The sequence below is a fragment of the Wohlfahrtiimonas populi genome (assembly GCF_002006795.1).
In the GTDB taxonomy this organism is placed as follows: domain Bacteria; phylum Pseudomonadota; class Gammaproteobacteria; order Cardiobacteriales; family Wohlfahrtiimonadaceae; genus Wohlfahrtiimonas; species Wohlfahrtiimonas populi.
In genome coordinates this window covers 78,859-99,349 of sequence record NZ_MVDN01000001.1, presented here as the reverse complement: position 1 = coordinate 99,349, position 20,491 = coordinate 78,859, and the positions used below count along the sequence as shown (strand labels likewise).

Below are 20,491 nucleotides of genomic sequence, written 5' to 3'. Positions count from 1 at the left end.
CTTTGATTATTCCTTCATATTCCTTAGATATAATATAGAGAGATTGATCAATCGTAGAGGAAGCTATAATGAAAAAGATTTTAATGATGAGTTTGGCTGTATTGGTAGGTTCAGTTGCTTATGCACAATCTACTGAAACTATTTTTATCATCCAAGACACAAAAGATGGTGAGCAGGTTGTAGATGTTCATTACAGAGAAAAAACATCTGATTTTGAGATTGATAGCTTTACTGAGGCCGATCAAAATGGTGATGGCTGTATTGATCGTACGGAAGCTCGTGATAAAGGCATTATGGATTTTAATCGCTTTGCAACGAGTAATCCGCAATGCTTGAATGAAGAGGAATATTTACGCGCTATGCATGAATAGTGTTTAGTGTAGAATGGCGGAATTTTAAACAACGAAGGTGAGATGGATATGTCACAGAAAATTGACTTCTATTTAGAAGATCATGCACACATTGCATTGAATGATTTATTGAAAATGACAGGAATCGCGGATTCTGGCGGTAGTGCGAAGCATATGGTGGCTGAAGGTTTAATCAATGTGAATGGTGCATTGGAATTGCGTAAAACTGCAAAGATTGTCTATGGTAGCAAAGTTACAGGTAAAGGCTTTGAGATTCTTGTGCATGCTGGGTTTGAAGGCTAATCCATCCAGAAAGAGATTATTGTATTACAGTGGTTGCTAATACATTTGAAGAATTCATTAAGTCTTTGGTTGCAGGAAATAAGTATGGAAGAATATTGGGAATTTTTCAGGTGAGTTTTTATTAGTTATTGTGAATTTTTGAAACATATTATTCGAATATTTATCATAAAATATATTTATTATTGATAAATTTTATTTAATAAGTGGTTTTTCTGAGCACTTTTACTGTATATTTAAGATTATCTTCTTATAAATAAGTTGCTATAAAATCGATAAATTATGATGATTTGTCGATTTTTTTTGTATTTTAAATGGCTTTTAAGCATTTCTGTTTATTTATAAAAATCCACAATTTTCATGTGAATATGGGTAAAAACACCTGTAATGGATAACGCAACTATTTTGTTATTTTCAATATATATCAAATGGATAGTTCTAATTAAGTAGCTTGTCTCTTGATTAACTTAAAATAGTATAAATAAAATAATTCATATTCAATTCAATAATTTATCTGTAAATATTTTCGTATTTTATTTAAAAGTATAAAAATTGATCAATATTTGAAGATAAATTGATAATTATCAATTAAAAAAAATTGTGTTATGCTACGCGCCTCTTATTCCTAGGAATTCTAGGAATTAATCCTAGCGATCCTAGGGATAGACAAACATTCAAGGTTTTATGGAGGTAGTAGTCAATGAAAATTTCACGTAGAAACTTTCTATTAGGGCTTGGCGCAACGGGTGTTGTTGCTGGTGGTGCATCTGTTTTGGTGCCAATGATGCAAAGAGAAGGGACTTTAGTGAATACTAAGTCACGCGCATTGCATGTTGATGGTACAGAAGGTCCTTTACCGAAAGAATCTGACGTTGTAATCATTGGTGCTGGTATCCAAGGCATCATGACTGCGATCAACTTGGCTGAAAGAGGCTTGAGCGTTACGATTTGTGAAAAAGGTGAAGTTGCTGGCGAAATGTCTGGTCGTGCTTATAGCCAGATCATCAGCTATAAAACTTCTCCACATATTTTCCCATTGCATCACTACGGTAAAAAAGTATGGCGTGGTATGAATGAGAAAATCGGTATGGATACAAGCTACCGTACGCATGGCCGTGTTGAAGCAATTCCTCATGAACAAGAATTAGCAGTGGTTGAAGAGTGGATTAAAGTAAACTCGGAAAATCCGGGTTTTGATACTCCATTAAAAACACGCATCATCAAAGGCGAAGAATTAGCAGCTCGTTTACCAGGTGCACAGTCTAAGTGGACAATTGGTGGTTTTGAAGAAGATGCAGGTAGTGTTGATCCAGAAACTGGTGTTTCTATGTTGGCACGTTATGCAATGCAGATCGGTGTAAAAATTTACACTAACTGTGCAGTTCGTGGCATCGAAACAGCAGCAGGTAAAATCTCTGATGTTGTAACAGAAAAAGGTTCAATCAAAACTTCTTCAGTTGTATTGGCTGGTGGTATTTGGACTCGTTTATTCATGGGCAACATGAATGTTGATATCCCAACATTGAATATTTACTTGTCTCAACAACGTGTAACAGCTGTTCCAGGTGCACCAAAAGGCAACGTACATTTACCAAACGGCATTCACTTCCGTGAACAAGCTGATGGTACATACGCTGTAGCACCACGTATCTTCACAAGCTCTATCGTAAAAGATAGCTTCATCTTAGGCCCAGGCTTCTTGCACTTGTTGGGTGGCGGTGAATTACCATTAGAATTCAAGATGGGTCCAGATTTATGGAATTCATTCACAACTAAGACTTCATGGAAAAATGATGAAGTTACACCATTTGAAGAATATCGTGTGGCAATGGCAACACCAAATAATGAACATTTGGATCGTGTATTCAATAAGATGAAAGCTGAATTTCCAGTATTTAAAGACTCTAAAGTTGTAGAACGTTGGGGTGCTGCAATCAACTTAACATCAGATGAATTGCCAATCATCTCTGAAGTTCCACAATATCCTGGTTTATTCATCAATACAGCAACTGGTTGGGGTATGACAGAAAGCCCAGCATCAGGTCAAATCACTGCTGACTTAGTAATGGGTAAAACGCCATTCATTGATGCAACACCATACAGCATGAAGCGTTTCGGTTAATACGAAATTGATGATGCTCAAGAGCCTTGATCGAAAGATCAGGGCTTTTTTATTGTCTGTGTTTCTAAAATAACCTGTATTGCTCCCATCAGGCGAAATACTAAATCTCAATGGTAATTTGTAAAGTGATTGAGCTATAAATATCTTGAAGAATAATTAATAACATTCTTGTCATGTATGTTTTATATGTAAATAATGCTTGCTTCTAGGATTTGTAAATGTTATAAATATTTCCATTCAATAGGATTTTATGGGGGCTTGCTATGAAAAAGTTAATGTCTATGATGTGCTGCTGTGAAATGCGTGTTTCTTCCAAACATTTTTTAAATCCAATTTCATATTTACAACGAGCGCACAATCATGATCGAGTTTCAAAACATCACTAAAGCATTTACAAAGAACAATCAAGAAGTCGTTGCACTTCATCCCATCAATTTAACCATTCAAAAAGGCGATGTATTCGGTGTGATCGGATATAGTGGCGCAGGTAAAAGTACGCTCATCCGCTTGGTTAACGCACTAGAAAAGCCAACATCAGGCGATGTTGTCATCAATGGGCAAGCACTCAGCTCATTAGATACTAAAGCATTGCGCAACGTTAAAAAGCGCATTGGCATGATCTTTCAGCACTTTAACTTATTAGAAACTAAAACGGTTGCTGAAAATATTGCATTGCCACTCAAATTAAACTCAAATTTATCTAAGCAAGAGATTGATGCACGCATTGATGAATTGCTTGCTTATGTAGAAATCCCAGATAAAAAGCATGCTTATCCTCGTGAATTATCAGGTGGGCAAAAGCAGCGCGTAGGTATTGCGCGCGCATTGGCTAATAATCCAGACATTTTATTGTGTGATGAAGCAACATCTGCGCTCGATCCACAAACGACACAATCCATTTTAAATTTACTGCGCAAAATTAATAAAGAGCAGGGTATTACAATCATGATGGTGACGCACCAAATGGAAGTGGTTGTATCCATCTGTAATCGCATCGCAGTGATGGATAAAGGTGTTGTTGTGGAAACGGGTTCAACCAAAGAGATTTTCCAAAATCCAAAAGAGCCAATGACGCGCAAATTCATCAATACATTGATTGAAGAAGAGATTCCAAGAAGCATCATTCGTAACATTGACGATGCATTGCCTAATCACATTTACCGTTTAGAGTTTTTGGGCGATTCAGCGAAAACGCCTGTCGTGAATGAACTGATTTTAACGAAAATTGTAGTCGTGAATATCCTATTTTCCAACATGATCGAGATCGAAGGATCTGTGATCGGCAGTATGTTTGTACAGCTTGTGGGTTCACAGGAATCTATTGTGGAAGCTGTCGGATTTTTAAGAGAACGTGGCGTTCGCGTTACGCTCAACCAGTTGGATAAGGAGTAAGTCATGAAGAGTTTATTTGTCACACAAGTTGGATTGGATGGTTTTTTACTTGCGGGTAAGCAAACATTAATCATGGTTTCAGTTTCCTTAGTGATTGGCGTGATTTTAGGTGGAATCATTGGGATTACCTTAGTGTTAACGCGTCCAGGCGGCATTCGCCCTAATCATGCTATTTATGCAATTTTAAACCCGATTGTGAATGTGATTCGTTCATTACCATTCATTATTTTATTGGTGGCAATCATTCCGATTACGCGTTTAATCATTGGTAGCTCAATTGGTACAGCGGCGGCGATCATTCCATTAACCATTTATATTTCGCCATTCATTGGGCGATTGGTGGAAACATCGCTGTTAGAAGTGGATCATGGGATCATTGAAGCAGCAAACTCCATTGGTGCCTCAACTTTTGAAACGGTTTGGTATTTCTTATTACCAGAAGCAAAGTCTTCTTTAATCTTGAATTTTACAACAGCAACGATCGGCTTAATTGGTGCCACTGCGATGGCGGGTGCAATTGGTGCAGGCGGTATTGGTGATTTGGCCATTAACTATGGTTATAACCGTTACGATAATGCTGTGTTGTTCTACTGTGTTGTGATTCTAGTCATCGTTGTACAAGCTGTACAAATGCTCGGTAACTATTTAGCGAAACGCGTTCGCGCATAATCACAAAATAACGATAGCATCCTTCCCTTCGGGAAGGATGCAGAAAGCTTCTTTTAAGCTGTAATTATTATCAATAAAAATCTCATACTTTAGGAGTATCTTATGTCTTTATTTGCCTATGAAAATATGGCAGATCGTCTTTCGTTGACTCGAAAAACTGCCTTGCCATTCAGAGAGCGTGCATCAGAACATGATCAATCCAATACTTTTCCATTCCAAAACATCGCAGATTTAAAGGCAATTAACTATCCTGCTTTAACATTAAGTAAAGAGTTTGGTGGATTGGGTGCATCATTGGAAGAGATGCTTAGGCATCAACAGATTATTGCAGAAATGGATGGCTCAACAGCTTTGGCGATTGGCTGGCATGTTGGCATCACAATGAATTTAGGTGAGCAGCAAGAGTGGGATGAAGCTGTATTTAAGCGTTTTGCAGATGATGTTTTAGCAACAGGTGCTTTAATTAATAATGCATCTTCAGAAGCTGCAACAGGTAGCCCAACGCGCGGCGGTTTACCTGAAACAATAGCACAGCAAAATGAACAAGGTTGGGTGATTTCAGGCCGTAAGATTTTTACAACATTATCACCAGTTTTGGATTATTTCGTAGTATCCGCAAGAATCAATGATAGTGATGAAGTTGGACAGTTTTTAGTGCACAAAAGTCGTGAAGGTTTATCCATTGATGAAACTTGGGATTCTGTTGCGATGCGCGCAACAGGTAGCCATGATTTAGTATTGGATCAAGTGCAGTTAGNAAGCGTTTTGCAGATGATGTTTTAGCAACAGGTGCTTTAATTAATAATGCATCTTCAGAAGCTGCAACAGGTAGCCCAACGCGCGGCGGTTTACCTGAAACAATAGCACAGCAAAATGAACAAGGTTGGGTGATTTCAGGCCGTAAGATTTTTACAACATTATCACCAGTTTTGGATTATTTCGTAGTATCCGCAAGAATCAATGATAGTGATGAAGTTGGACAGTTTTTAGTGCACAAAAGTCGTGAAGGTTTATCCATTGATGAAACTTGGGATTCTGTTGCGATGCGCGCAACAGGTAGCCATGATTTAGTATTGGATCAAGTGCAGTTAGATGCTGAAGATTTATTAACTAAAATCACACCAGGGAAAAAGCCACCACAAGGTTGGTTGTTACACATTCCCGCTGTTTACCAAGGTATTGCAACAGCAGCGTTTGAGTATGCTTTAAACTTTGCGAATACTTATGCGCCTAATAGCTTGGCTTCAGGCACAATCGCACAATTTCCGACAGTTCAGCAAAAACTGGGTGAGATGAAATTGAAGCTCATTCAAAATGAATATTTATTATATGGCGTGGCTCGTGATTGGGATCAAGCGGATTCTGAAGCGAAATTTGCATTAGCAGATGCATTGGCTGCAACTAAAGTTGCTGTTGTGAATAATGCTTTAGATATTGTGGATTTGGCGATGCGTTTAGTGGGTGCGAAATCACTCTCTGCTAATAATCCTTTACAGCGTTATTACCGCGATGTGCGCGCAGGATTACACAATCCACCCATGGAAGATATGGTGCTCGTCAACTTGGCTAAATCGGCACTGAGCAAGCTCTAAAGCACTCACAATTAATGTTTATGAATAGTCGCATTGACGCAGCAATCAATGCAACGGGATTTTGTACCTTCAATAAAGTGAAAAGGAATGAAAATGTTTAAGAAAATGGCAATTGTGTTGGGTATCGCTTTGGCAGTTTCAGCTTGTGGTAATGGCGATAAAGTTGAACAAGCTTCAAATGAAGCACCCAAAAAACAGAAGATTGTGATTGGTTTTGGTGTCGGCACTTACATTACGCAGTTTGATAAAGGTGTTCGTCCATATTTGGAGCAGAAAGGTTATGAAGTGGAAACAAAAACTTTCTCCCATAATAAACTCATTCCACAAGCATTGAAGGAAGGTGAAGTGGATGCTTCTGTGCATATCAGTACTGCGAATATGGAAGAGATGAACCGCCGTTTACAAGCAGATATGATTGTGTGGGCAGATACGCCAAGTGCGCCACAATCTTTGCGCTCAACAAAACATACATCATTGGATGTGATGAAAGATGGCATGACAATTGGCGTGCCGAATGATCCGATTAATTTAGAGCGTGCTGTGCGCATTTTGGAAGATTTGGATTGGGTGAATGTTGACCCTAATGTGGAAACCATCGTATTCAGCACAAATGCTGTGACGCCAAAGAAATTCAATGTGGATTTAAAACCAATGGATGCAGCGCAATTACCACGTGCGATGGATGATCTCGATTTTGCTGTGATCAATGGCAACTTTATTGCAAGCAAAGGTGAAAGGATTAGCGATGGTTTAGCAATTGAAAAATCCCCACCTGAGCATTTAGTGAAAGTTGCGATTCTTGAGAAAAATAAGGATCAACAATGGGCGATTGACTTAAAAGCAGCTTATCAATCCAAAGAGTTTGAAACATACATTAAAAATGAGTGCTTGTTTGATGGCTTTATCTACCCTGCACATTGGGAATAATTTAAGAGATATGATGATGAAAAGTATGATGAATTTAAAACAATTTAAAATTGCGATGGCTTTGGGTCTAACGCTGTTAGTCTCAGCTTGTGGTAATGGTGAGCCTAAAGCAAATGTTGAAAATAAAAGCACAGAGAAAAAGACAATTGTTGTGGCATTTGGTCCATCTTCTTATGGCACGCAATTTACAACAGCTATTCAGCCAATGTTGGAGGCGCAAGGTTATGAAGTTGTGCCGAGAGTATTTTCTCAAAATGCACAGATCAATCGCAGTATGAAAGATGGCGAAGTGGATGCTTCAATCTTTCAAAGCGTTGCATATATGGAGGATATCAATCGATTGTTGGGTATGGATATGGTAAAGCTTGCTGATACAGCAAGTGCACCACAATCATTACGCTCTTCACGCCATCAAAGTTTGGATGCAATTAAAGATGGTATGACAATCACTGTGCCAAATGATCCTGTGAATGCGGAGCGTGCAGCAAGAATCTTAGAAAATTTAGGTTGGATTAAGATTAAAGCTGGTGTTGATCCTGTTAAATTCAGCGTGAATGACATTGAAAAAGGTCAATATGATTTGGTGATTAAAGAAGTGGATCCCGCGCAGGCTTTACGCTCAATTGATGATGTGGATTTTGCTGTGATTAATGGTAATTACATCGCCAATATGGGATTGAAAATTACAGACTCATTAATTGTAGAAGATACGCCAGCAGAGCATGTTGTGATGGTTTCTATTTTAGGTAAAGATCAAGATCAGCAATGGGCAAAAGATTTGAAGAAAGCCTATGAATCAAAAGAATTTGAAAATTACATTAAAAATGAGCCATTATATGACGGTTTTATTTTCCCCAAACATTGGGATAATTAGTTAATCATAGAAGAGGCGGCAATGAAGTTGAATGGTTTGAAAGTAGCGGTGATGCTATGTGCATCATTGATTGTGTCAGCATGTGGCAATAATGAAGAGGTTGTGAAAACAGCTGAGCCAGTTCCACAAGTGGAAATTAAAGTGGGTTTTGGTCCTTCTAATTATGCTGTGCAATTTCAAGAATCCATTCAGCCGATTTTAGAGAGACAAGGTTATAAGGTAACACCGATCGTTTTCTCTCAAAATCCTATGATCACAAGTAGCATGCGCGATAATGAAATTGATGCATCCATTTCACAAAGTTACGCATTCATGTTGGACTTAAATCGTTTATTGAAAATGGACATGATGAGCGTTGGTCATACAGCAACGGCACCACAATCACTGCGTTCTAAAAAGCATAATTCATTGGATGATGTTCGTGATGGTATGACAGTGACTTTATCGAATGATCCGATCAATATGGAGCGTGGTGCTAGAATTTTAGAAAGCTTAGGCTGGGTAACCATTCGTGAAGGCGCAAAGCCTGCAACGTTCAGTTTAAAAGACATTGAAAAAGGGCAATATAATTTAGTATTTAAAGATGTTGATCCTGCACATTCTATGCGTTCAATGGATGATGTGGATTTTGCCATTGTGAATGGTAACTATGTTGTGAATATGGGCGAGAAGATTACAGATGGCTTATATGTGGAAAAAACACCAGATGATCATCGTGTGATTGTAACCATTCAATCGAAAGATAAAGATCAGCAATGGGTGAAAGATTTGGCAGCCGCTTATGCTTCTGATGAGTTTAGAGATTATATTTTGGCAAGACCAATGTATGAAGGTTTTATCATGCCAAAAGAGTGGAATCCTGTACCTGATCAAAAATAATCATTGAGTTTCGCTTTTTATAATTATAAACCTCGCAAATGCGAGGTTTTTTAGTAGGATAGTGTCATTGATTTTAATAATGATAGGAAATATCCATGAGCATAAAATTAATCGCAATTGATTTAGATGGCACTTTGTTGAATGCACAGCATCTTGTGAGTGATCGTGTGAGACAAAGCATTCAATATGCTCAGGATAAAGGCGTGCAAATTGTACTCGCAAGTGGTCGACCATATTCTGGCATGGCGTCAATCCTGCATGATTTAGGCATTTATAACGATAAAAACTATGTGATCACTAATAATGGCGCGATGATCCGTGACATTACAACAGGCAAAGCGATTCATGAAAATGTCTTAGGTTATGATGATTATCTTAAAATCGAAGCATTATCTCGTGAATTAGATGTATTCATGCATGTTGTGAGCGATCAATGTTTATATACAGCTAATCGAGAAATTGGGCGCTATACCGTTTATGAATCCTATTTATCTAACATTCCGTTGGTTTATCGCCCATTATCCGAAATGAATGAAGATGTTTGTTATAGCAAATGTATGTTTTCGGATGATCCAAATCTATTGGCTGAAGTGGAAAAGCGTGTACCACAAGAGTTTTATGATCATTATGAAGTGTTTAAAAGCGCATCATTCTACTTAGAATTTCTTCGTAAAAACTCCACGAAAGGCTATGCGTTACAAAAGATTGCCAATGAACTTAATTTAAAAAGTTCTGAAATTATGTGCATGGGCGATCATGAAAATGATTTTTCGATGTTTAAAGTGGCAGATACTAAGATTGCGATGGGCAATGCCATTGATTTATTGAAAGAACACGCAACATTCATTACCAAAACCAATCATGAAGATGGTGTGGCGATTGCGATTGAAAAATATATTTAAATCTTAAATGGATGTGTAGATATTAATCAAATATTTCAAGTGGTTAATATCTGTACAGAGTGTTCTGAATGTGAAATTATAAAGATAACTTTATGAAGTATAAGTGATAAATGTCATGATTTAAATTGTTTCTCGGAGTGATATGAATTTTTCGGTTTAACCTTGATGATAAAAGGAATATATTGATTCCGCATTTTGTTATCAACCGGAGGAAATTAATATGGCATTTGCAACAGTTAATCCTTATACCAACGAATTGGTTAAATCATTCCCAAGTGCAACAGACGCTGAAATTAAAGCCGCTGTTGATCGTTCTGATAAAGCGTTCCAAAGCTGGAAAAATTTATCCATTGCTGAGCGTGTGGGATATTTGAAAAATGCATCCGCATTGTTGCGCGAAAAAAGCGATGAATATGCAGCGCTATTAACATTAGAAATGGGCAAGATCTTTGGTGAATCAAAAGCTGAAGTTGAGTTGTCTGCACAGATTTTAGATTATTACGTGAAGCATGCTGAAGGCTTATTGGCACCAAGAAAATTGCCAGTTATGGATCCAGCTGAAGGCGAAGCAGAATTAGTGAATGATCCAATGGGTGTTTTATTGGCGATTGAGCCTTGGAACTTCCCATTCTATCAAGTGGCTCGTATTTTGGCGCCACAATTGTCAGCGGGTAATACGTTGATCTTGAAACATGCTTCAAACGTTCCACAAAGCGCATTAGCATTTGAACAATTGATGAAAGATGCAGGTTTACCTGAAGGTGTATTCATCAACTTGTTTGCTGAGCACGATAAAGTAGAAATGATTTTGGCTGATCCACGCGTTTGTGGTGTTGCTTTGACGGGTTCTGAGTTTGCAGGTTCAGCAGTTGCTCAAGTTGCAGGTAAGCACTTGAAAAAATCCATCATGGAATTGGGTGGTGCGGATGCATTCGTTGTATTAGATGATGCAGATATGGATAAAACCGTGGCTTGGGGCGTTTTTGGTCGCCATTGGAACGCAGGTCAAGTCTGTGTTTCTTCTAAACGTATGATCATTGATGCGAAAGTTTATGATGAATACTTAGAAAAATACACGGCAGGCGTTGCAGCATTGAAAGCAGGTGATCCAATGGATCCTGCAACACAATTGGCGCCATTGTCTTCACAACGTGCGAAAGATGGTTTGTTAAAACAAATCGAAGAAGCGGTTAAACATGGTGCTACAGCAATCGAGGTGGGCGAAAAAGTGCCTGCTCAAGGTTGTTTCGTTCAACCAACAATTTTGACAAACGTAACGCCAGATAATCCTGCTTACTACCAAGAATTTTTTGGTCCAGTATCTATGATCATCAAAGCAGAAGATGAAGCAGATGCGATCCGCATTGCAAATGACTCTCCATTTGGTTTGGGCGGTTCTGTGTTTACTTCTGATAATGCTCGTGGTCGTCGCGTTGCAGGTCAAATTTCTACAGGTATGATCTTTATTAACCATCCAACAATGGTTAAAGCAGACTTGCCATTTGGTGGCGTTCGTCGCTCTGGCTTTGGTCGTGAATTGATCGATTTAGGCTTGAAAGAGTTCGTTAACCAAAAATTGATTGATGTTGTGGATATTGATGCACCATTTTAATTGATTTTTAAATCTACCTAGATGAATAAACGCCACTCAATGAGTGGCGTTTTTTTATGTAGATTTATAGTGATGAAAGAATCTTGATCCATAACAAATAAAAGTTTACTTGATAGTTTTTTACTCACTATTCTCTTTATAATAATCAGGCTTTAATGAATAACAACTATACGTTAGGTATAGAAAAAGAACCCAAGGCTAATTTGTATAAAAAATTAAGGAATAATAATGAAAAAACTATTAATAATTTCAGTTTTAGGATTAAGCTTAGCTTCAGCACAAAGCTTACAAGATCGAGAAATACAGGCACAACAAGAAACTGCATTGCAAGAAACAGTTGTATCCATTAATCAACGCTGTGGCGATGCTAATTTAAAGGCAGGATTTGACTGGGCGCAGTTTACCTCAGAAGATTTAAAATCGTATGGTGTTGCAGGATATTGTGGCGAAGCATTATTGGCTGTAGCAAGAACTTGTGAAAGTTCAGAAATTGCAATGAAAACGGTTAAAGAAAAATTACAATCGGTGACTTGTGGTAAAGCAGCACCTCGTTCAATTGAATTGAATGATGGTAATTTGCGTTTCAATATAGATTTCAATGAAAGCAATGATGCCAATTTTGTTCATGAATTTTTAATGAAAAATTTATAAAGACGAATGGATTAATAAAGCTCTCAATGAATAACATTGAGAGCTTTTTTGTTTTTACCTAAAAAGATTTAGTTGCTGTGTAGCCTAAATATTGCATTGAGCTGTCTTGCTTATGAAACCTTATCGTATTACATATTTGCTGATGTTTTAAAACATAAAAATTACACGTAGTTTAATAAACAATCTTTTTTAAATAAAAATAACAGTGTTTGTTTATTTGATTAAATATATAATTTAACTGTATTTTTTATTTAAAAAATGATAAATTTCTTTCCGCNTAAAGACGAATGGATTAATAAAGCTCTCAATGAATAACATTGAGAGCTTTTTTGTTTTTACCTAAAAAGATTTAGTTGCTGTGTAGCCTAAATATTGCATTGAGCTGTCTTGCTTATGAAACCTTATCGTATTACATATTTGCTGATGTTTTAAAACATAAAAATTACACGTAGTTTAATAAACAATCTTTTTTAAATAAAAATAACAGTGTTTGTTTATTTGATTAAATATATAATTTAACTGTATTTTTTATTTAAAAAATGATAAATTTCTTTCCGCATTAAAACTACAAAAGGAATACATAGTGCGATTAGGAATATTAAAAAGTTTATACGTACAAGTAATAATTGCGATCATAGTGGGGGTATTATTAGGCCATTTTTACCCTGAGTTGGGTGAGAAAATGTACCCATTTGGGCAAGGTTTCATTAAATTAATCAAAATGGTGATAGCACCTGTAATATTTTGTACAGTTGTCACAGGGATTGCTGGGATGGAGAGCATGAAATCTGTTGGTAAGACTGGCGGTATTGCAATTTTATATTTTGAAGTGGTTAGTACAGTAGCATTGATTGTAGGTTTGATCATTGTGAATGTTATTAAACCCGGCTCAGGGATGAATATTGATCCTGCTACATTAGATGCTTCGGCAGTAGCGATGTATACAACACAAGCAGAACAGCAAACAGTTGTAGGATTCTTCTTAGACATTATTCCTACAAGTGTGATTGGGGCATTTGCGAGTGGTAATATTTTGCAGGTTTTATTATTTGCAGTATTGTTTGGTTTTGCTTTGCATAGAATGGGTGATAAAGGCGAGCTGATCTTTACTGTGATTGCTGACTTTTCCAAAGTGATTTTCAATATCATTAACATGATTATGAAGCTTGCACCTATTGGTGCGTTTGGTGCGATGGCATTTACAATTGGTAAATATGGTTTAAGTTCATTGGTTCAATTAGCAATGTTGATTGTGTGTTTCTACTTAACTTGTTTGATATTTATTTTTGGCGTATTAGGTGCGATTGCAAAATATAATGGCTTTAGCATTTGGAAGTTCGTTAAATACATTAAAGATGAATTATTGATTGTTTTAGGTACTTCATCATCTGAATCAGTTTTACCAAGAATGTTAGATAAAATGGAATATGCAGGTTGTGAAAAATCAGTGGTTGGATTAGTGATACCAACAGGGTATTCGTTTAATTTAGATGGTACTTCAATTTATTTAACAATGGCAGCTGTTTTTATTGCTCAAGCGCTTAACGCTGATATTAGTATTTGGAATCAGATCGTATTGTTGCTAATTTTATTAGTTTCTTCGAAAGGGGCGGCGGGTGTAACTGGTAGTGGCTTTATTGTTCTAGCTGCAACATTAGCGGCATTAAATATTGAAGGCTTGCCAGTTGCGGGTATTGCATTGATTTTAGGTATTGATCGTTTTATGTCTGAAGCTAGAGCATTGACCAATTTAATTGGTAATGGTGTTGCTACAATTGTTGTTGCGAAAAAATGTAAGCAATTAGATGAAGAGCAATTAAGAAAAGTTTTAGGTTAATGTAATAACTTTGAGAGTATTTATTATAAAATTAATGCCACTTTGTTTAAGTGGCATTTTTAGTTTTTTTACCTTTGCTTAGGAGTAAAAAGATTTAGTTGTTATGCAGCTGAATGTCGTATTTGATCATTCCTGGTTTAGTTGCAATCCAGTCATACAAGCGCTGCGCTGTATGATTTGTCTCTTGAGTATGCCAATAAATCTTCGAGCAATTATGCTTTTTGGCATCTTCAGTCAAGAATTCTATGAGTGCTTTGCCTGTGTGTAATCCACGGTGATGAGGCGAAACAAATAGATCTTCTAGGTAACAATAATTTTCTGTTGACCAAGTAGATTGATGATATAAAAAGTGTGCAAATCCTACGATTTCATCGCCTTTACGCGCAATGATGCAGTGCAATGGTGAAGCTTCATCAAAGAAGCGTTCCCATGTTTTTTGTGTAATAGCATCTGATAAATTCACTTTGTAAAACACTTGATAGCTTTTCCAATGTGGTAACCACTTCGCAAAATCTTCAGGCATCACAAAATCAATGGTTAATGTATTCGATTGATCCATATATTCCTCCGTGTTGATCATTTGAAGCATGATATTAATTGTTTTATTGGTTCTTTATAAGGTACACTTTTTGTATTTTTATAGGTGCCACTTTTATGAAGCCTAAAGCGAATTTTCCAATATTGCAGTTATCCGAAGGGCCATTGAATGATCAGGTTTATGAAGCTATTCGTGGGGCGATTTTGGATGGTCGCTTAAAAGCTAATATGAAGTTGCCATCAAGCCGAACTTTGGCAGAAATGATGTTGGTGTCACGCAATACGATTTTATCGGGCATTGAGCGTTTGATGGATGAAGGTTATCTCATGGCAAAAGCAGGATCTGGCACTTATGTGTGTGCTTTTGTGCCTGAAAAAAAGATCAATTGCCAAGCGCCTATTCAGCAGACGATTCAGCAACAAAGCACACCAAAATTGAGTGATGGATTGCAAAGCTTAATGCCGCGTTGGCAGCAATATCATGGAGCAGCTAAACAAAATAGAATGTTCAGCGTGGGTATTGGCTGTGTGGATCTGTTTCCTCAGCAAATATGGGGAAGAATTCTAGGGCGAGTTTGGCGCCATTCTCAAGCTGAATTAGCGAAATACAGTGATGTGCAGGGTTATCAACCTTTGCGAGAAGCGCTAGCGCAATATATGCGCTCTACGCGCGGGTTAAACTGCAATGCAGATCAGATCATGATTGTGAATGGTACACAGCAAGCGATAAATCTAACATCTCGAGCATTATTGAATTCTGGTGATGGTATTTTGATTGATGATCCTGGTTATGATGGTGCTTTGGGTGTTTTCCAAAGTTATGGCATGAAAACTCATGGCATAGCGAGTGATGAAGAAGGTATGTTGATTCCTGAATTAGTTCAACATAAAGAAGATATTCGCTTGGTTTATACTGCGCCATCACATCAATTTCCATTGGGTGGCACTTTAAGTTTAGAGCGTAGATTGATGTTATTGGATTGGGCAAAGCAAAAGGATGCTTGGATTTTTGAGGATGATTACAATGGCGAATTTCGTTATCATTCACGCGCGATTCAAGCTTTGCAGGGTTTGGATCAAGCAGGCAGAGTGATCTATTCAGGCACATTTTCTAAGATGTTTTATCCCGGCTTTCGCTTGGCATTTTTAGTATTGCCACAAGCATTGATCGAGCCTTTTAAAGTTATCAAGCATTATGCGGATTCATGCAATAGTTATTTAGAGCAAGCGGCATTAGCGGCATTCATTCAAGAGGGTGAATATGCAAAATATGTGCGTAAGGTTCGTAAAGCTTGCTTGGAAAGGCAACAAGCTTTAGTGAATGCTATTGAACAATATTTGCCACATGTTTTGGCGATTCAGCTATCGGATTCAGGAATTCATGCGGTTGCATGGTTGAAAGATGGCTGGGATATTCAGCAAATTATGGCAATTAGTCGATCTTTGAGATTAGGCATTCAGCCTCTGTATCGTTACTCCATGGAACCATTGCAAAATCATGCACTGTTATTTGGTTATGCGGCACATAAGCCTCACGAAATTGCTGAGAAGATTAAACAATTGGCAGAAGCAATTAAGCATTCTTACGTTGATTAAACCATTTATCCAATTCTTGGGCGAAGAGCTGGCGATCTTTTTGTGATAATGGCGGTGGCCCACCAGTTTGTACGCCGCTGGAGCGCAAAGTATCCATCAAATCACGCACAGTTAATCTTCCGCCAATGCTATCTTTTGTGAGTTGCTCACCACGCGGTGTAATCACGTTTGCTTTTTTGGCAATGGCATCTGCAGCTAATGGAATATCTGCAGTGATCACTAAATCACCTTCTACGATACGATTCACAATTTCATCATCAGCTACATCGAAGCCCTTTGGTACAGTCAATGTTTTGATGAATGGCGATGGTGGCACAGAGAGAATTTGATTAGCAACTAAATAGAGCATGATGGATTCGCGTTTAGCCGCACGATAGAGAATTTCTTTAATAACTTTAGGACAAGCATCTGCATCCACCCAAATCGACATATATTTCCTTTTGTTGAATCAATAAACTGTGAAGATGAATTTTGACAGGATCATTGAGATAAAGCGAATTAATTTAGTTTTTTGATGTGGCTATATATAGGGTTTTATGAATTCTGCTAGTATATTGGTCAGATAATAATAAGGAAAAGATGATGAAAATAATTAAAGTGGTTTTGGCTTTTTTACTGTTTACTGCTGTTTCTAGTCACGCAGAAACTCAATATCCTAAAAAAATTACATTTGGTAAATTAGAGTATTTTCATACTTATGAAGATACAAACGCTTCAGGTGATGTATTTGTGGTGGAATATTTGCCACAGGGTGAAACATTAGAGAAATTCAATCAGATGATCACATATTCAGAGTTGCGCAATGTCAAAGCCAAAGATTTAAAGCAATATGCGGAAACTATGTCGCAAGATACGACAGCCCCAATTTTTTCTAAAACGTATTACCGCAGTCAAGATTCTTCTAAAAATGAATATTACTTAATGAAAATGGGCGTGCAGGGCAGTTTGGCTGAATATATGGTTTTTCGTTTTATGGTGAAGGATGATCATATTGCTTATTATTTATATTCAGATCGCTCTTATAATGGTTTAAACGATGATTGGATGGAAAGAGTGAAAAGCCAAGGGAATCATTGGTTGGCTAATATTCGTGAATTAAATATTTAAGGCAATAAAAAAGCCCTTCGATGAAGGGCTTTTTTAATTTGGAGCGGGAAACGAGACTCGAACTCGCGACCCCAACCTTGGCAAGGTTGTGCTCTACCAACTGAGCTATTCCCGCAAAAAACGGTTTAAATGATGTTTTGGTGTTTCATCATTTTGCCTTAAATCAATAAGGACTTTAATTTGGAGCGGGAAACGAGACTCGAACTCGCGACCCCAACCTTGGCAAGGTTGTGCTCTACCAACTGAGCTATTCCCGCAAAAAACGGTTTAAATGATGTTTTGGTGTTTCATCATTTTGCCTTAAATCAATAAGGACTTTAATTTGGAGCGGGAAACGAGACTCGAACTCGCGACCCCAACCTTGGCAAGGTTGTGCTCTACCAACTGAGCTATTCCCGCAAAAAACGGTTTAAATGATGTTTTGGTGTTTCATCATTTTGCCTTAAATCAATAAGGACTTTAATTTGGAGCGGGAAACGAGACTCGAACTCGCGACCCCAACCTTGGCAAGGTTGTGCTCTACCAACTGAGCTATTCCCGCAAAAAACGGTTTAAATGATGTTTTGGTGTTTCATCATTTTGCCTTAAATCAATAAGGACTTTAATTTGGAGCGGGAAACGAGACTCGAACTCGCGACCCCAACCTTGGCAAGGTTGTGCTCTACCAACTGAGCTATTCCCGCAAAAAACGGTTTAAATGATGATTTGGTATTTCATCACTTTGCCTTAAATGAATAAGGACTTTAATTTGGAGCGGGAAACGAGACTCGAACTCGCGACCCCAACCTTGGCAAGGTTGTGCTCTACCAACTGAGCTATTCCCGCAGAAGAGAGGCGTATTATACATAAATCTCAGAAGATATTTGTATAAAAATTAACCATTCTCACATTTTTAAGAATTTAATTCATGATTAACCATAAATTAGTCACTATCAACTTTGCGCACACTCTTGTAAAATCTAATGATTTTAATGAAAGAGGGATGCAACATGAAAATAGGATTTATTGGTGGCGGCAACATGGCAGAAGGCATTATTGCTGGGCTTGTGCAGAATTTTTTGCCATCATCAATCTTTGTTGCAGATCCAAGTGCGGATCGCCAAGCAGTATTAAAGGAGCGTTATGAGATCAATACATTTGATCATCATCGTTATTTTTTGTCAGAAGTGGATTTTATTGTGCTGGCAATTAAGCCACAAGGCTTTGCAAGTTTCTTACCTGAAATAGCGCCTTTAATTCAAGAGCACCAAGTGGTGATCTCAATTGCAGCGGGCGTTACAATTGGTGTGATCAGCGATTTGTTGCAGGAAGAATTCGCAATTGTACGTGCAATGCCAAATATGCCAGCTAAAGTTGGACATGGCGTGACAGGTTTATTTGCCAATCCTCATGTTTCGGATGATCAAAAAAATGTAGTTTCTGAAATTTTTGAAGGTTGCGGTATGGCAACTTGGGTGAAAGAAGAAGCACATATTAACGCTGTGATTGCAGTTGCAGGTTCAAGCCCAGCATATTTCTTTTATTTTGCACAATTGGTTGGGCAAGTGGGTGCTAAATTAGGTTTGAATGAAGAAGTTGCCACCAAAATGGCAGTTCAAACAATGTTAGGCAGTGCAAAGCTTGCAGACATTGGTGATGTGAATTTAGATGATTTGATTCGTAGCATCTGTTCCCCAAAAGGCACAACAGAGCAAGCAATGATCTCATTTAAAGAGAGTGATTTAGAAAGTATTGTGGAAAAAGCTATGATTGCAACGGTTAAACGCAGTGAAGTATTAGCAGAAGAGTTAGCGGTACAGATCAAAGGACAATAATGATTGCAGGTATTTTAGAGTTCATCATCAAGTTGGTATTTAACTGCGTAAGCTTATTGGTGCTATTGCGCTTTTTACTGCAATGTGTGAAAGTTAATTTCTTTCATCCAATGGTACAAATGTTGGTGCGCGTGACAAATCCGATGGTGTTGCCTGTGCGTAGAATTACGCCAGTATTCAGCAGTTGGGATTGGTCATGCATCATCGTTGTGGTTATTGCAGGATTGATTAAATATTTGTTATTAATGGCATTAGATCGCGTTGCGATGGCGCCATTGATAGTATTGGGCATGATTCTGATTGATATATTGCAGGATATCTTGACGATCTATTTCTATGCGTTGATCTTCGTGGCGATTTGTAGCTGGTTTAGAGAATCACCAAATGCACGCATTATTTTGGATATTTTAGGCCGATTGACGAATCCTTTAATGAGATTATTGAAGTTTAACATTCGTTATCGCAGTATTGATTTCAAACCAATGGTTTTATTATTTGCCATCATGTTAGTGCAATCAGGTTTATATGTTGTAAAAGCCTTTTTGATCAATTTGAATCTAGGTTCATAATGGCAAATTCAGCATATTATTGGGATGGTGAAGATTTAATTTTAAATGTGCGAGTGACAACTCGTGCATCTAAAAATGAGATCCAAGAAATTGGTGAGGAAAGTATTAAAGTTAGGATTAATACACCGCCAGTGGATGGCAAAGCCAATGTCCATTTGAAGAAGTTTTTAGGCAAAGAGTTTGGTGTTGCACCAAGCAGAATCACAATCGAGTCGGGTGAGCTTGCGCGTGATAAACGTTTTAGAATCCCATCGCCCGCTAAGTTTCCAGAAGGTTTTCATGTTGAGTAGTGATGAATTATTTATGGCAGAAGCTTTGATTGAAGCACAAAAAGCTGCCGCTATTGGAGAGATTCCAATTGGTGCTGTCATTGTTAAAGATGGAGAGATCATTGCTCGTGGATTCAATGAGTCTATTACTAAAAATGACCCAACGGCGCATGCGGAAATTGTCGCCATTCGTCGTGCGGGTGAAGCTTTACAGAATTATCGTTTAATTGATTGTGAGCTATATGTCACATTAGAACCTTGCATGATGTGCGCAGGGAGCTTTGTTCACAGTCGATTAAAACGAATTATTTACGGCGCAGGTGATTCGCGCCATGGTGCACTTGGCACACAGTTGAATGTGAATACTTTTGAGTCTTTCAATCATAAAGTATTCATAACGGCAGCTGTGTTGGAAGAAGAGTGCCGGACATTAATACAGTCGTTTTTCAGAGAAAAACGCAAACAACAAAAAAGCAGCAAGTGAGGAGAAGA

At 37.8% G+C, this 20,491-nt stretch carries 22 protein-coding genes and 6 tRNA genes; 20 read left to right on the top strand and 8 right to left on the bottom strand.

The features are described from left to right. Nucleotides 1-68: 68 nt before the first annotated feature. From BZK16_RS00530 to BZK16_RS00465, 14 genes are all read left to right on the top strand, one after another. Nucleotides 69-371 carry a hypothetical protein gene (locus BZK16_RS00530; protein WP_077926954.1) on the top strand — a complete coding sequence of 101 codons (303 nt, stop codon included), beginning with the start codon at nucleotides 69-71 and terminating at the stop codon, nucleotides 369-371. Between the two features lie 48 nt (nucleotides 372-419). Continuing rightward, a complete protein-coding gene (locus BZK16_RS00525; RefSeq protein WP_077926953.1) occupies nucleotides 420-653 on the top strand; it encodes an RNA-binding S4 domain-containing protein in 234 nt (77 codons plus the stop codon). 697 nt (nucleotides 654-1,350) lie between these two features. Next, nucleotides 1,351-2,772: an NAD(P)/FAD-dependent oxidoreductase gene (locus BZK16_RS00520; protein ID WP_077926952.1), complete on the top strand. Its 1,422-nt coding sequence runs from the start codon at nucleotides 1,351-1,353 to the stop codon at nucleotides 2,770-2,772. A 360-nt stretch (nucleotides 2,773-3,132) separates the two neighbouring features. After that, nucleotides 3,133-4,164 carry a methionine ABC transporter ATP-binding protein gene (locus BZK16_RS00515; RefSeq protein WP_077926951.1) on the top strand — a complete coding sequence of 344 codons (1,032 nt, stop codon included), beginning with the start codon at nucleotides 3,133-3,135 and terminating at the stop codon, nucleotides 4,162-4,164. A 3-nt stretch (nucleotides 4,165-4,167) separates the two neighbouring features. Then, on the top strand, nucleotides 4,168-4,833 hold the full coding sequence (locus BZK16_RS00510; protein WP_077926950.1) for a methionine ABC transporter permease: 666 nt from the start codon (nucleotides 4,168-4,170) through the stop codon (nucleotides 4,831-4,833). Nucleotides 4,834-4,935: 102 nt separating this feature from the next. Then, nucleotides 4,936-5,616 (top strand): acyl-CoA dehydrogenase family protein, encoded by a 681-nt coding sequence (locus BZK16_RS00505; protein WP_077926949.1) that lies wholly within the window; start codon nucleotides 4,936-4,938, stop codon nucleotides 5,614-5,616. Next, entirely contained in the window at nucleotides 5,571-6,425 is an 855-nt protein-coding gene (locus BZK16_RS00500; RefSeq protein ID WP_077926948.1) for an acyl-CoA dehydrogenase, read from the top strand. Before BZK16_RS00505 ends, BZK16_RS00500 begins: the two co-directional genes overlap by 46 nt. A 93-nt stretch (nucleotides 6,426-6,518) precedes the next feature. Next, nucleotides 6,519-7,352: a MetQ/NlpA family ABC transporter substrate-binding protein gene (locus tag BZK16_RS00495; RefSeq protein WP_096777477.1), complete on the top strand. Its 834-nt coding sequence runs from the start codon at nucleotides 6,519-6,521 to the stop codon at nucleotides 7,350-7,352. A 25-nt stretch (nucleotides 7,353-7,377) separates the two neighbouring features. After that, a complete protein-coding gene (locus BZK16_RS00490; RefSeq protein WP_077927376.1) occupies nucleotides 7,378-8,226 on the top strand; it encodes a MetQ/NlpA family ABC transporter substrate-binding protein in 849 nt (282 codons plus the stop codon). Nucleotides 8,227-8,247: 21 nt separating this feature from the next. After that, entirely contained in the window at nucleotides 8,248-9,105 is an 858-nt protein-coding gene (locus BZK16_RS00485; RefSeq protein ID WP_077926946.1) for a MetQ/NlpA family ABC transporter substrate-binding protein, read from the top strand. Nucleotides 9,106-9,200: 95 nt separating this feature from the next. After that, nucleotides 9,201-10,007 carry a sugar-phosphatase gene (gene yidA, locus BZK16_RS00480; protein WP_077926945.1) on the top strand — a complete coding sequence of 269 codons (807 nt, stop codon included), beginning with the start codon at nucleotides 9,201-9,203 and terminating at the stop codon, nucleotides 10,005-10,007. A 220-nt stretch (nucleotides 10,008-10,227) separates the two neighbouring features. Beyond that, nucleotides 10,228-11,619: an NAD-dependent succinate-semialdehyde dehydrogenase gene (locus BZK16_RS00475; RefSeq protein WP_077926944.1), complete on the top strand. Its 1,392-nt coding sequence runs from the start codon at nucleotides 10,228-10,230 to the stop codon at nucleotides 11,617-11,619. Between the two features lie 228 nt (nucleotides 11,620-11,847). Next, on the top strand, nucleotides 11,848-12,270 hold the full coding sequence (locus tag BZK16_RS00470; RefSeq protein WP_077926943.1) for a hypothetical protein: 423 nt from the start codon (nucleotides 11,848-11,850) through the stop codon (nucleotides 12,268-12,270). Between the two features lie 583 nt (nucleotides 12,271-12,853). Then, a complete protein-coding gene (locus BZK16_RS00465) occupies nucleotides 12,854-14,107 on the top strand; it encodes a dicarboxylate/amino acid:cation symporter (RefSeq protein WP_077926942.1) in 1,254 nt (417 codons plus the stop codon). 94 nt (nucleotides 14,108-14,201) lie between these two features. Here BZK16_RS00465 and BZK16_RS00460 read toward each other — a convergent pair whose 3' ends face one another. After that, complete coding sequence (locus BZK16_RS00460) at nucleotides 14,202-14,666, bottom strand: GNAT family N-acetyltransferase (protein WP_077926941.1); 465 nt, start codon at nucleotides 14,664-14,666, stop codon at nucleotides 14,202-14,204. Nucleotides 14,667-14,761: 95 nt separating this feature from the next. Between BZK16_RS00460 and pdxR the strand changes: the two genes are divergently transcribed. Next, nucleotides 14,762-16,240, top strand: coding sequence for a MocR-like pyridoxine biosynthesis transcription factor PdxR (gene pdxR, locus BZK16_RS00455; RefSeq protein ID WP_077926940.1), 1,479 nt, complete (start codon nucleotides 14,762-14,764; stop codon nucleotides 16,238-16,240). Here the strand turns inward: pdxR and BZK16_RS00450 are convergent. Then, complete coding sequence (locus BZK16_RS00450) at nucleotides 16,218-16,670, bottom strand: YaiI/YqxD family protein (RefSeq protein WP_077926939.1); 453 nt, start codon at nucleotides 16,668-16,670, stop codon at nucleotides 16,218-16,220. The genes pdxR and BZK16_RS00450 overlap by 23 nt on opposite strands. Before the next feature lie 152 nt (nucleotides 16,671-16,822). On the opposite strand from BZK16_RS00450, the gene BZK16_RS00445 reads away from it, so the two are divergent. After that, nucleotides 16,823-17,347, top strand: a complete 525-nt coding sequence (locus BZK16_RS00445) for a hypothetical protein (protein ID WP_077926938.1) — start codon at nucleotides 16,823-16,825, stop codon at nucleotides 17,345-17,347. Between the two features lie 39 nt (nucleotides 17,348-17,386). Here the strand turns inward: BZK16_RS00445 and BZK16_RS00440 are convergent. From BZK16_RS00440 to BZK16_RS00415, 6 genes are all read right to left on the bottom strand, one after another. Continuing rightward, nucleotides 17,387-17,462, bottom strand: a tRNA-Gly gene (locus BZK16_RS00440). 66 nt (nucleotides 17,463-17,528) lie between these two features. Further along, nucleotides 17,529-17,604 (bottom strand) — tRNA-Gly (locus BZK16_RS00435). Between the two features lie 66 nt (nucleotides 17,605-17,670). Then, nucleotides 17,671-17,746 (bottom strand) — tRNA-Gly (locus BZK16_RS00430). Between the two features lie 66 nt (nucleotides 17,747-17,812). Then, nucleotides 17,813-17,888, bottom strand: a tRNA-Gly gene (locus BZK16_RS00425). A 66-nt stretch (nucleotides 17,889-17,954) separates the two neighbouring features. Further along, a tRNA-Gly gene (locus BZK16_RS00420) sits at nucleotides 17,955-18,030 on the bottom strand. A gap of 66 nt (nucleotides 18,031-18,096) precedes the next feature. Next, nucleotides 18,097-18,172: transfer RNA gene (locus BZK16_RS00415), tRNA-Gly, on the bottom strand. Nucleotides 18,173-18,336: 164 nt separating this feature from the next. Here BZK16_RS00415 and proC point away from each other — a divergent pair. Genes proC through tadA form a run of 4 tightly spaced genes read left to right on the top strand, consistent with a single transcriptional unit; the run spans nucleotide 18,337 to nucleotide 20,483 of the window. Continuing rightward, nucleotides 18,337-19,161: a pyrroline-5-carboxylate reductase gene (gene proC / locus BZK16_RS00410; protein WP_077926937.1), complete on the top strand. Its 825-nt coding sequence runs from the start codon at nucleotides 18,337-18,339 to the stop codon at nucleotides 19,159-19,161. Beyond that, nucleotides 19,161-19,730 (top strand): YggT family protein, encoded by a 570-nt coding sequence (locus BZK16_RS00405; RefSeq protein WP_233145136.1) that lies wholly within the window; start codon nucleotides 19,161-19,163, stop codon nucleotides 19,728-19,730. The genes proC and BZK16_RS00405 overlap by 1 nt, the downstream gene beginning before the upstream one ends. Continuing rightward, complete coding sequence (locus tag BZK16_RS00400; RefSeq protein ID WP_077926936.1) at nucleotides 19,730-20,020, top strand: DUF167 family protein; 291 nt, start codon at nucleotides 19,730-19,732, stop codon at nucleotides 20,018-20,020. Before BZK16_RS00405 ends, BZK16_RS00400 begins: the two co-directional genes overlap by 1 nt. Next, on the top strand, nucleotides 20,010-20,483 hold the full coding sequence (gene tadA, locus BZK16_RS00395; RefSeq protein WP_077926935.1) for a tRNA adenosine(34) deaminase TadA: 474 nt from the start codon (nucleotides 20,010-20,012) through the stop codon (nucleotides 20,481-20,483). Before BZK16_RS00400 ends, tadA begins: the two co-directional genes overlap by 11 nt. The last annotated feature ends 8 nt before the right edge of the window (nucleotides 20,484-20,491 follow it).